The sequence below is a fragment of the Mycobacterium sp. genome, from assembly GCF_036490025.1.
In the GTDB taxonomy this organism is placed as follows: domain Bacteria; phylum Actinomycetota; class Actinomycetes; order Mycobacteriales; family Mycobacteriaceae; genus Mycobacterium.
In genome coordinates, this window is sequence record NZ_DASXEP010000150.1 from 31,765 (window position 1) to 43,275 (window position 11,511).

The window sequence follows — 11,511 nt, forward strand, 5'->3', positions numbered from 1 at the left end:
CCGGTCGACGACGATGCAGAGCAAATCGAGGTGGGGGCATCACCTGCCGGCAGGGACTGGTAGCGGTTCGGCGGCGCCGCGACTCCGGCGGGCGGCCTGGTTGCGCCTGCTGATGGTGGTCGGCATCCTGGCCGGCCTGGAAGCGGGCGTGCTGCTGCCCACCGCCGCCGCGGGCGAGCCCGGCGCCGTGCCTTTCGTCCAGGTCCGCATCGACCAGGTCACCCCGCAGGTCGTCACCACGACCAGCGAGCCGATGGTGACGGTCGCCGGGACCGTGAGCAACATCGGTGACCGGCCGGTGCGCGACGTGATGGTCCGCCTTGAACACGCGCCGGCCGTGGCCAATACCGTGGGCTTGCGCACCAACCTCGACGGTGACACCGACCAGTACCAGGCCGCCGAAGACTTCGTGACGGTGGCTCCCGAGCTGCAGCGCGGCCAGAAGACGAAATTCGCGCTGTCGGCACCGATGCGCTCGGCGACCAAACATTCGCTGGACATCGTCGCGCCGGGCGTCTATCCGCTGCTGGTCAACGTCAACGGAACACCCGACTACGGCGAACCGGCGCGGCTGGACAACGCCCGCTTTCTGCTGCCGGTACTGGGCGTGCCGGCAGATCCACTGGACACCTCCGGCCAGGCATCGGGCGCCATGGGCGCTGTGATCGCACCCGACACCGCCAAACCCGTACCGGTCACCATGCTGTGGCCGCTGGCCGACCGGCCCCGGCTGGCGCCCGGCGTGCCGGGCGGCACCATTCCGGTTCGATTGATGGACGACGAACTGTCGGCCTCGCTCGCCACCGCCGGCCGGCTGGATGTTTTGCTGGCCGCCGCGGAGTTCGCGACCAGCCATGACGTCGACCCCGACGGCGCCGTGGGCCGCTCGATGTGCCTCGCCGTCGACCCCGATCTGTTGGTCACCGTCAACGCGATGACCGCCGGCTACGTCGTCTCCAACTCTCCCGCCGGGCCCGCGCAGGAGCCGGGTACCCCGACGCACCCCGGGGTCGGGCAGGCCGCGGCGGCGAGCTGGTTGGACCGGTTACGCGCGCTGGCCCACCGGCTGTGCGTCGCACCGCTTCCCTACGCCCAGGCCGACCTCGACATCGTGGAACGGGTCGGCGACCCCGGCCTCAGCGCGACCGCCACCAGCGGTGCCGCAGATGTCGTCGACCAGATCCTGGGCGTCACGGCGGTCCGCGGCGCCACCCTGATCCCCGACGGCGAGTTGACCCGCCGGGGCGTGGACCTGTTGAGCGCCAACAGCGACACCGTGGTGATCGCCGCCGCGGACTCCTCCGCCAACACTTCCAATGCCCCGCTGCCGGCGACCGCGGATACCGCTCCGCGGCGGCTGTCACCACAGGTGGTGCTGGCGCCGTTCGACCCCGCCGTCGGTGCCGCATTCGCCGCGGCCGGCGCCGACCCGGTCGCGCCCAGCTATCTGAACTCCGCCCTGCTGATCCGGCTTCAGCACGACTCCGAGGCCGCCCGCCGTCAAGATGCGCTGGGCTCGATGCTGTGGCGCGACTTGGAACCCCGGGTCCAACCGCGGGCCCAGATCCTGCTGCCCCCGACCAACTGGAAGCTGCGCTCCGACGACGCCGGCGCGATCATGACCGCGCTGGCCACCGCGATCCGGTCCGGCCTGGCAGTACCGCGAACCCTGCCCGCGCTGATCGCCGACGCTTCGGCCGTTCCACCCGTCAACGGCGCAGCGCAGCCGGACCCCGAGGCCGGTGGACGCGGCCGGTTCAGCGACGCCGTCGCCACCACGATCTCCGGCGAGGTGGGCCGGCTGGCAGGCCTCACCCCGGCCTTGACCACCGATGCCCGCACCGGGCTGACCGGCATCAGTTACACCGCGCCGCTGCGTGAGGACATGCTGCGGGCGATCAGCCAGGCCGACCGGCCCGACACCCGCGACGGCCTGGCCCAGCAACGGCTGGCGGTCCTCGGGACAGCGATCAACGACTTGTTCGGCGCAGTCACCATCGTCACCCCGGCCGGCTCTTACACCCTGGCCACCGAACACAGTCCGCTGCCGCTTGCCTTGCACAATGGGTTGGCCGTCCCGATCCGGGTGCGGCTGCACCTGGACGTGCCGCCCGGCATGACCTTTACCGACCTCGGTGAGATCGAGCTGCCGCCGGGATACCTGCCGTTGCGGGTGCCGATCGAAGTCAACTTCACCCAGCGGGTCGCGATCGACGTCGCGCTACACACCCCCGGCGGAGTGCCACTGGGCGAGCCGGTGCGACTGTCCGTGCACTCCAACGCCTACGGCAAGGTGCTGTTCGCGATCACGCTGAGCGCCGCCGCGGTGCTGGTCGCGCTCGCGGGACGGCGGCTCTGGCACCGCTTCCGCGGTCAACCGGACCCCGCCGACTTGGATCGTCCGCAGGACCGCCCGGATCCGCCGGAGGCGGACCATCTCGCCGACGAAGAGCAGCGGGTATGAGCCGCGCCGGCGACAAGGCAGAGCGAAGCGATGCTGAGGAGCGGCGCTTTGATCCCGCCGGTCGGGCGGTACCGCTGTCGGCCCCGCACCCGCACCGCAAGCGAAGCCCGGGGCCGCCGACCGGCCCGCTCCCCCCTACCGGCCACGTGCCGTCGCAGGGCGCCTCGCCGCAGCCGCGTCCTGAGCTCTCCGACGCCGCGCTGGTGTCGCGATCGTGGGGGATGGCGCTGGCCACCCTGGTCAGCCGGGTGACCGGGTTCGCCCGGATCGTGCTGTTGGCCGCGCTCCTGGGTGCGGCGCTGTCCAGCTCGTTCACAGTGGCCAACCAGCTGCCGAACCTGGTCGCCGCACTGGTGCTGGAGGCGACGTTCACCGCGATCTTCGTGCCGGTGCTGGCCCGTGCCGAGAAGGATGACGCCGATCATGGTGCGGCGTTCGTGCGGCGTCTGGTGACGCTGGCCGGCACTGTGCTGCTGGGCGCCACGCTGCTGTCGGTGGTGGCCGCTCCGCTGCTGGTGCAGCTGATGTTGGGCCGCAACCCTCAGGTGAACGAGCCCCTCACCACCGCATTCGCCTACCTGCTGTTGCCGCAGGTGATCTTCTACGGCCTGTCCTCGGTGTTCATGGCGATCCTGAACACCCGCAACATCTTCGGGCCGCCGGCCTGGGCGCCGGTGGTCAACAACGTCGTCGCGATCGCCACCCTGGGCGCCTACCTGGCCGCACCGGGTCAACTGTCGGTGGATCCGGTGCAGATGGGTAACGCCAAGCTTCTGGTGCTGGGCATCGGCACCACGCTGGGGGTGTTCGCGCAGACCGCGGTGCTGCTGGTGGCCATCCGGCGTCAGCGCATCAGCCTTCGCCCGCTGTGGGGCATCGACGACCGGCTCAAACGCTTCGGCGCGATGGCCGCCGCGATGGTCTTCTACGTGCTGATCAGTCAGATCGGTCTGATCGTCACCAATCAGATCGCCAGCTCGGCGGCCGCTTCCGGCCCGGCGATCTACAACTACACCTGGCTGGTGCTGATGCTGCCGTACGGCATGATCGGCGTGACCGTGCTGACGGTGGTGATGCCGCGACTGAGTCGCAACGCCGCCGCCGACGACACCACTGCGGTGCTCGCCGACCTGTCACTGGCCACCCGGCTGACGATGATCACGCTGATCCCGACGGTGGCGTTCATGACCGTCGGCGGCTCGGCGATGGGCAGCGCGCTGTTTGCCTACGGACATTTCGGTGACGTCGACGCCGGCCACCTGGGTGCGGCGATCGCGTTGTCGGCGTTCACGCTGCTGCCCTACGCCGTGGTACTGCTGCAGCTGCGCGTCTTCTACGCGCGCGAGCAGCCGTGGATACCGATCGCGATCATCGTCACCATCACGATCATCAAGATCGCTGCTTCGCTGGTCGCGCCGCACTTGACCGACAACCCCGACCTCGTCGCCGGTTACCTGGGGTTGGCCAACGGCCTGGGATTTTTGGCCGGCGCGATCGCCGGCTATTACTTGCTGCGTAACGCGCTGCGACCCGCCGGCGGTCACCTTCTCGGCGTTGCCGAGCTGCGAACCGTCCTGGTCACGGCCACCGCGTCGTTGCTGGCCGGTCTGGTCGCGTACGTCGTGGACGCCATGATGGGCATGCAGCGCCTCACCGCCTACGGCGGCGGCGCCGGCTCGCTGCTGCGACTGTTCGTGCTGGCGGTGATCATGGCGCCGATCGTGGCCGTGGTCATGGTGCGCGCGCAGGTGCCCGAGGCGGTGGCGGCGGTGGCGGCGTTCCGCGGCTGGATCGGCGCTACGCCGGCCCGCGGGAAACCCGGATCGCCCGCGCCTGCCCGCGCACCTTCTGCCGACGTCGCGGGACCCCCTTCCGGCAGGTCAGCCAACGTCATCGCGCCCGGATCCGGTGGCCGAGATCAACTGTCGCGCGCCGGTATCGTCACGTACCCTGAGCACAGGAATTCGTCTACGCGGGCGGGGTATCCAGTAGCAGAAACCGGCCGGCACGGACGTCCCGAGCAACCTACCGGGGAGGGGATGGGGAGAGGATCGGGAATGACCGACGGCCCATCGAACAGCACCTCAGCGAAAGCTGTCTCCGACTCCGTTTCGTCGTCCGCCGCTGACGGTTTTCAGCCTGACGTCCCCACCGATCTCCAGGTCGGCACGGTCTCGGCGGCGGCAACCTCGCCGCCGTTCAACGGCGGATCGGCAGAGCCCGATCTCGAGACGACCGCTTTCAACGCCGCCGATCCAGCCGAGTTCGATGCGCCCGGCCCGGCTGAAGCCGGGTCGTCTGTGCGGTCCGACGAACAGCAGTTGGTCCCCGGGGCCAGCATCGCCAGCGGTCGCTACCGGCTGCTGGTCTTCCACGGCGGGGCACCGCACCTCCAGTTCTGGCAGGCGCTGGACACCGCGCTGAATCGACAGGTCGCACTGACGTTCGTGGATCCGGACGGGGCACTACCCGACGACCAAATCCGGCTGATCCTGGCTCGCACCATGCGGCTGAGCCGCATCGACAAGCTCGGCATCGCCCGAATCCATGACGTCGTCCACACCGGCGCCGGTGGCTTGGTGGTGACCGAATGGGTCCGGGGCGGCTCGTTACAGGAGGTGGCCGACACCTCACCGTCGGCCGCGGGCGCCTCACGTGCGATGCAAACTCTGGCCGCCGCGGCCGAGGCCGCCCACCACGCCGGCGTCGTGCTGTCGATCGACCATCCCGGCCGGGTGCGGGTGAGCATCGAGGGCGACGTCGTGTTGGCATTCCCGGCGACAATGCCGGACATCAGCCCCGAAGATGACATCCGGGGCATCGGCGCCGCGCTCTATGCGTTGTTGGTCAACCGGTGGCCACTACCCGAGTCCGGGGAGCCCAGCGGGATGGCGCAGGCGCCGCGAGACGGGGCCGGCCAGCCCCTCGACCCCAATGCGATAGATCGCGACATCCCCTTCCAGATTTCGGCGGCGGCCGCCCATTCGATTCAGGGTGACGGTGGGATACGCAGCGCTGCAACGCTTTTGAATCTGCTGCAGCAAGCGACCGTGGTAGCCGACCGTACCGAGCTGCTCGCCCCCATCGCCGATGACGGTCCCCCGCCGACAGCAGCCCGGCGGCCGGAACGGTCGCGCACGCCCGACATGGAAGAGGCGCAGGCGCGCATCCGCCGACGCCGCGCCATCACGATCGGCGCCGGCGCCGGCGCTGCCGTGCTGGTGGTGGCGCTGCTGGTGTTGGCCTCGGTACTGAGCCGGATGTTCAGCGACGTCGGTGGTCTCGACAAGGACCAGCTCGGCCTCAACGGCCCGTCGGCCAGCTCGAGTGCCAGCGCCGCGGCCGGCAGCATCGTCAAGCCGGTGGCCGCCACGGTGTACTCCCCCGGCGGGGAACCCGACAACCCCGGCCAGGCCGCGCAGGCGATCGACGGCAAACCGGGTACCGCGTGGGAGACCGACACCTACCACGACGCGGTCCCGTTCCCGGGGTTCAAAAGCGGCGTCGGCCTGTTGCTGCAGCTGCCGCAACCCACCGTGGTGGGGGCCGTCAATGTCGACCTGCCCAGCAACGGAACGAAGATCCAGATCCGCTCGTCGGCTACGGCGGCACCGGGCGCGGTCGAGAAGACCACCGCGCTGACACAGCCGGTGTTGATGCACCCCGGGCACAACAGCATTCCGGTCAACGCGTCCTCGCCCACCTCGTATCTGCTGGTATGGATTCCGACGATGGGAAGCACCAACGGGGCGAGCCGCACCAGCCTCTCCGAGATCACCGTGCAGGCCAAGTCCTGATCTCGGGCTGACCACATCGGCCCGAACGAGTGAAGTGCCGCGCATCGGGTGATTGGTTACTGTCCGGCCGTGGGCCCCACCCAGGTTCGGCAGGAACGTCCAGGACAACGCAGCGACGCCGAACTGTTGGCCGCTCACGTCGCGGGCGACCGCTATGCCTTCGAGGAGCTGTTCTACCGCCACCACCGGCAACTGCACCGGCTGGCCCGGCTGACGAGTCGCAGCACTGAGGACGCCGAGGACGCGTTGCAGGACGCGATGATCTCGGCGCACCGCGGCGCCGGCTCGTTCCGGCACGATGCCGCGGTCAGCAGCTGGTTACACCGCATCGTCGTTAATGCCTGCCTAGACCGGTTGCGCCGCAACAAAACTCACCCGACCACCGCGCTCGACGACGTCTACCCGGTCCCGGATCGGACCGCGCAGGTCGACACCGCGATCGCGGTGCAGCGAGCGCTGATGCGGCTGCCCGTCGAACAGCGTGCCGCGGTGGTGGCCGTCGACATGCACGGGTACTCGGTCGCCGACACCGCCCGGATGCTCGGGGTGGCCGAAGGCACCGTCAAGAGTCGCTGCGCCCGTGCCCGGGTCCGGCTCGCCGCCATCCTCGGCTACTTGCACAGCGACGCCGCTCCTCATCGACCGGCCGGCTAAACCTGCGCCGCAGCGTGCGTGGCTTTCGGGTGGCCGATGACGGACACTGGGGCGGATGGACGCAGTTGAGCCAGGCGGGTGCGATGATCCACCGCTGACCGCAGATGCACTCGCCGATCTGCAAGCAGGCCTGCTCGACGACGACACCGCAGCGCACCTGCGTCAGCGAGTCCGCGCCGACCCCGACGCCCGGCAGACCATGGACGCGCTGAACCGGGTCCGCCGGGAGGTCGCCGCGCTCGGCTCCGACCCGTCGTCGGCACCCGACATCGACCACACGGTGGTCGACCGTGTCGGGGCCGCGCTGCGGGCGCAGCGCCCCGAACCTGGCCACTCAGGTGCCGCGCATACCGTCGGCCGTGGGCGGCTGCCGCGCTCGGCGCGGCTCGCGGTCGCGGTGGCCGGCCTCGTCGCGGCGGCCGCCGCCGCTTGGCTGGGCACCACCGCGCTCATCACGGCGCCCGCACCGATGCCGAGCCGGCCCACCACCATCGAACACATCACCGTGTCGCGTCCGCCGCAGTCGATTCCGTTGTCGGATCAGCAGATTCTCGCCCTGCTCGACCGCGAGCCCGACTTCGGGCCACTGACCGATCAGCGCCGCCGCGCGTCCTGCCTGGCCGGTTTGGGCTATCCGGCGAGCGCCCGCGTGCTCGGCGCCCGGCCAATCGACATCGCCGGACATCCGGCCGTCCTGCTGGTGCTGCCCGGCGAGGCGCCCAGCGCGCTGAAGGCGCTGGCGGTCGCGCCGACCTGCAGTGCAGTGAACACCGGCCTGTCGGCTGACAGGATTGTCCACCGTCCGTAGTGTTCGCGGGAACATGGCCGCCTACCCTGGCGTTCCAGTGCACGAAGCTGTTTCAAGCATTCGAAAGGTTGGTATGAGTTCCTCGACCAGCACCGTTCATGAGGTGATCGTCATCGGCTCAGGACCGGCCGGCTATACCGCGGCGCTCTATGCGGCCCGTGCGCAACTGGCGCCGGTCGTCTTCGAAGGAACCTCGTTCGGCGGGGCACTGATGACCACGACCGAGGTCGAGAACTACCCCGGTTTCCGCGACGGGATCCAAGGTCCCGAGTTGATGGACCAGATGCGTGAGCAGGCGCTGCGGTTCGGTGCGGATCTGCGGATGGAAGACGTCGAATCGGTGTCGCTGGACGGCCCGGTCAAATCGGTCACCACCGCCGAAGGTGAAACCCTGCGCGCCCGCGCCGTCATCCTGGCGATGGGCGCCGCGGCGCGCTACCTGCACGTGCCCGGCGAGCAGGAGCTGCTCGGCCGCGGGGTGAGCTCGTGTGCCACCTGCGACGGCTTCTTCTTCCGCGACCAGGACATCGCCGTGATCGGCGGCGGCGACTCGGCGATGGAGGAGGCCACCTTCCTGACAAAGTTCGCCCGCAGCGTCACCCTGGTGCACCGCCGCGAGGAGTTCCGGGCCTCGAAGATCATGCTCGACCGGGCCCGCACCAACGACAAGATCCGGTTCGTCACCAACAGCGTCGTGGTCGCCGTCGAAGGCGAGTCCACGGTCACCGGCTTGCGGCTGCGCGACACCGCCACCGGCAACGAATCGACCTTGCCGGTGACCGGAGTGTTCGTCGCGATCGGCCACGACCCGCGCTCTGAGCTGGTGCGCGGCAGCGTCGACCTCGACCCGGACGGCTACGTGCTGGTTCAGGGCAACTCGACCTACACGTCCGTCGACGGCGTGTTCGCCGCCGGCGATCTGGTCGACCACACCTACCGGCAGGCGGTCACCGCGGCCGGCACCGGTTGCTCGGCGGCCATCGATGCCGAGCGCTGGCTGGCCGAGCACGCCCAGCCGGGTGAGCGCATACAGACCAAACCCGCCGAAACAGCGGCGACCGCGACCCTTTGATTGGAGTAGTTGCGATGGCACACACGGAATCCGCCGGCGCGCCAGTGGATGTCTCTGACGCTTCCTTCCAAACCGACGTGCTGGCCAGCAATACGCCTGTGCTGGTTGACTTTTGGGCAACGTGGTGCGGGCCGTGCAAGATGGTCGCGCCGGTGCTGGCCGAGATCGCCGCGGAAACCACCGGGCAGTTGACCGTCGCCAAACTCGACGTCGACGCAAACCCCGAGACCGCGCGCGCCTTTGACGTGGTTTCGATCCCGACGCTGATCCTGTTCAAGGACGGCGAACCGGTCAAACGTATCGTCGGCGCCAAGGGCAAGGCGGCGCTGTTGCGAGAGCTTTCCGCGGCCGTTCCCGGCGTCGGCTAGCTCGCCAAAGATCGGCGTGGTCTGCCTGGCGTTTTCCCGAAATCGTTGAGCGTCTGCGACAATACCGCCAGGCCTGTCAAACAACCGGCAGGGCTGCTAACACCGGCGCACCGGAGGCCTTGGAATGTCGGAACCGCATCGCGGCGTCGGCGAAGCGCTGCGCCGTGGTGACCGTAGCGCAGCGGTCACCGAGATCCGGGCTTCGCTGACCGCGCTGGGCCACCTGGACGCCGCGGACGCGGATCTGAGCACCGGAAAGCACGTCGCGCTGGACATGTTCGACGACGAACTCGACCACGGGGTTCGGGCGTTTCAGCAGCACCGTGGTCTGCTCGTCGACGGCATCGTCGGCGAAGCCACCTCCCGGGCGCTCAGAGAAGCGTCCTACCGGCTGGGTGCGCGCACCCTGCACCATCAGTTCGGTGCGCCGATGTACGGCGACGACGTCGCGACACTGCAGGCCAGGTTGCAGGACCTCGGTTTCTACACCGGCCTGGTCGACGGTTACTTCGGTTTGCAGACCCACAACGGTTTGATGTCCTACCAGCGCGAGTACGGGCTCGGCGCCGACGGCATCTGCGGTCCGGAAACGTTGCGCTCCTTGTACTTTCTCAGTTCGCGGGTAACCGGCGGCTCGCTGCACGCCATTCGCGAAGAAGAGCTGGTGCGCCGCTCCGGCCCGAAGTTGTCGGGTAAACGGATCATCATCGATCCCGGGCTCGGCGGCACCGACCACGGTCTGATCGCGCACGGCTCCGCAGGACCGATCAGTGAATCGGATGTCCTGTGGGACTTGGCAAGTCGCCTCGAAGGCCGGATGACTGCGATCGGCATGGAGACGTTCCTGTCCCGACCAACCAACCGTAGCCCGTCGGACGCCGAACGCGCCGCGACGGCCAACGCCGTGGGCGCCGACCTGATGATCAGCCTGCGCTGTGAAACCCAGACCAGCCCGGCGGCCAACGGCGTCGCGTCGTTCCACTTCGGGAACTCGCACGGTTCGGTGTCGACCATCGGCCGGAACCTGGCTGACTTCATTCAACGAGAGGTCGTGGCGCGCACCGGTTTACGCGACTGCCGTACCCATGGTCGTACCTGGGATCTGCTCCGGTTGACCCGGATGCCCACCGTTCAGGTCGATGTCGGCTACATCACCAATCCGCGTGATCGCGGGCTGCTGGTCACGGCGCAAACCCGCGACGCGATTGCCGAGGGAATCCTGGCGGCGGTCAAACGGCTCTACCTGCTCGGCAAAAACGACCGGCCCACCGGCACATTCACCTTCGCCGAGTTGCTTGCTCACGAGTTGGCGGTCGAGCAGGCCAGTCGGGTCAGCGGCTCGTAGCCGACGCACCTGCCGACGATCCCGCCGCGACCGGCTGTTGCAGCGCCGCGCTCTCCAGCAACCGCTCCAAGGCGGCCTCGACTTCGGCCTTCCAGCCCAGGCCCTTGTCCAGCTCGAGCCGCAGCCGCGGGAAGTACGGATGCGGCGCCACCACGACGAAGCCCACGTCGCGCAGAAAGTCGGCCTCGATCATGCAGTGCTCGGCCGAGCAGTCCCCCAGCACTTCGAGCACCGGCCGCAGATCGGGGTCGGTGCTCGGCAGATTGACCAACTCCGCGACGCTCTCGGTGCGACCGAATGCCTCCAGCGCCCGCACGCCGCGGCGGACCAATTCATCGACCACCCGGGCGATGAGGCTGTACGGCAACTCGTCAGCGGCCGGTCCGGGTTCCACCCGCATCGAGGTCAGCAGCACCGCATCGGCGGACACCGGGGCGGTGGGGAAACGGTGCGCCCGCGGAACCGCGCGCGGTGGCGCGTAGAACGCATAGCCCAGGCAGGCCGACTCGCCCTGGCCGCAATCGCCCGGCGCGGCCATGGCCACTTGCCCGCACGATCCCCACTCCAGCATGACCATCGACAGCCACGCTTCCTTCTCGAATTCTGGATCGGCGAGTTGGTCTTGTTGGCCGAGGGTCGCTGGGTCGACTTCCCAAAAGACGCAGCGGCGTGCGTGCTTGGGAAGCTGATCGAAGGCTTCGAGTCGCAGCGGTGTGATACGAGCAGACACTAGACTCCTGGGCCTCTGTGGGGCGCGGTCAGCGATGGCCCGACATCCCCGCGAGCGGGTGGTGCCCCCACCCCGCAGCCGAGCGTACTCCCAGGATGGGGCCGACCGCGATACCCGCGCGAAGCCGCTTCGGGGCTCCGTTGCACCGGCCGACCGGCCGGTTCGGGCCGTCGGACCGTCCACGATATGCCCGCCGGCGCACCGAGGATGAAATTGCCTGGCGCACAATCGGATTCGGCTGATTTGGGCAGGTCGGTGCCGCCCGATCCGGCG

The 11,511-nt window shown here is 69.2% G+C and carries 8 protein-coding genes; 7 read left to right on the forward strand and 1 reads right to left on the reverse strand.

What is annotated here, in order from left to right; all coding sequences use genetic code 11:
- The first annotated feature begins 13 nt into the window (after positions 1-13).
- The 7 genes from VGG53_RS17180 (at position 14) to VGG53_RS17210 (ending at position 10,508) form a co-directional block, all read left to right on the forward strand.
- Complete coding sequence (locus VGG53_RS17180) at positions 14-2,464, forward strand: hypothetical protein (protein WP_331519278.1); 2,451 nt, start codon at positions 14-16, stop codon at positions 2,462-2,464.
- A complete protein-coding gene (locus tag VGG53_RS17185) occupies positions 2,461-6,261 on the forward strand; it encodes a murein biosynthesis integral membrane protein MurJ (protein ID WP_331519279.1) in 3,801 nt (1,266 codons plus the stop codon). The genes VGG53_RS17180 and VGG53_RS17185 overlap by 4 nt, the downstream gene beginning before the upstream one ends.
- Positions 6,262-6,330: 69 nt before the next feature.
- Positions 6,331-6,915: an RNA polymerase sigma factor SigM gene (gene sigM, locus VGG53_RS17190; protein ID WP_331519280.1), complete on the forward strand. Its 585-nt coding sequence runs from the start codon at positions 6,331-6,333 to the stop codon at positions 6,913-6,915.
- 55 nt (positions 6,916-6,970) lie between these two features.
- On the forward strand, positions 6,971-7,723 hold the full coding sequence (locus VGG53_RS17195) for a hypothetical protein (RefSeq protein WP_331519282.1): 753 nt from the start codon (positions 6,971-6,973) through the stop codon (positions 7,721-7,723).
- Between the two features lie 73 nt (positions 7,724-7,796).
- Positions 7,797-8,795 (forward strand): thioredoxin-disulfide reductase, encoded by a 999-nt coding sequence (gene trxB, locus VGG53_RS17200; protein ID WP_331519283.1) that lies wholly within the window; start codon positions 7,797-7,799, stop codon positions 8,793-8,795.
- 14 nt (positions 8,796-8,809) lie between these two features.
- Positions 8,810-9,163: a thioredoxin gene (gene trxA / locus VGG53_RS17205; RefSeq protein ID WP_331519284.1), complete on the forward strand. Its 354-nt coding sequence runs from the start codon at positions 8,810-8,812 to the stop codon at positions 9,161-9,163.
- Between the two features lie 124 nt (positions 9,164-9,287).
- Positions 9,288-10,508, forward strand: a complete 1,221-nt coding sequence (locus VGG53_RS17210) for an N-acetylmuramoyl-L-alanine amidase (RefSeq protein WP_331519285.1) — start codon at positions 9,288-9,290, stop codon at positions 10,506-10,508.
- On the opposite strand, the gene VGG53_RS17215 is transcribed toward VGG53_RS17210, so the two are convergent.
- Complete coding sequence (locus VGG53_RS17215; RefSeq protein ID WP_331519286.1) at positions 10,495-11,238, reverse strand: acetyltransferase; 744 nt, start codon at positions 11,236-11,238, stop codon at positions 10,495-10,497. The genes VGG53_RS17210 and VGG53_RS17215 overlap by 14 nt on opposite strands.
- Between the last annotated feature and the right edge of the window lie 273 nt (positions 11,239-11,511).

Bases quoted from the DNA above. Each gene is read 5' to 3' on its own strand.
- VGG53_RS17180 (WP_331519278.1), top strand. From the start codon at position 14: ATGCAGAGCAAATCGAGGTGGGGGCATCACCTGCCGGCAGGGACTGGT.
- VGG53_RS17185 (WP_331519279.1), top strand. From the start codon at position 2,461: ATGAGCCGCGCCGGCGACAAGGCAGAGCGAAGCGATGCTGAGGAGCGG.
- VGG53_RS17195 (WP_331519282.1), top strand. From the start codon at position 6,971: ATGGACGCAGTTGAGCCAGGCGGGTGCGATGATCCACCGCTGACCGCA.
- trxB (WP_331519283.1), top strand. From the start codon at position 7,797: ATGAGTTCCTCGACCAGCACCGTTCATGAGGTGATCGTCATCGGCTCA.
- trxA (WP_331519284.1), top strand. From the start codon at position 8,810: ATGGCACACACGGAATCCGCCGGCGCGCCAGTGGATGTCTCTGACGCT.
- VGG53_RS17210 (WP_331519285.1), top strand. From the start codon at position 9,288: ATGTCGGAACCGCATCGCGGCGTCGGCGAAGCGCTGCGCCGTGGTGAC.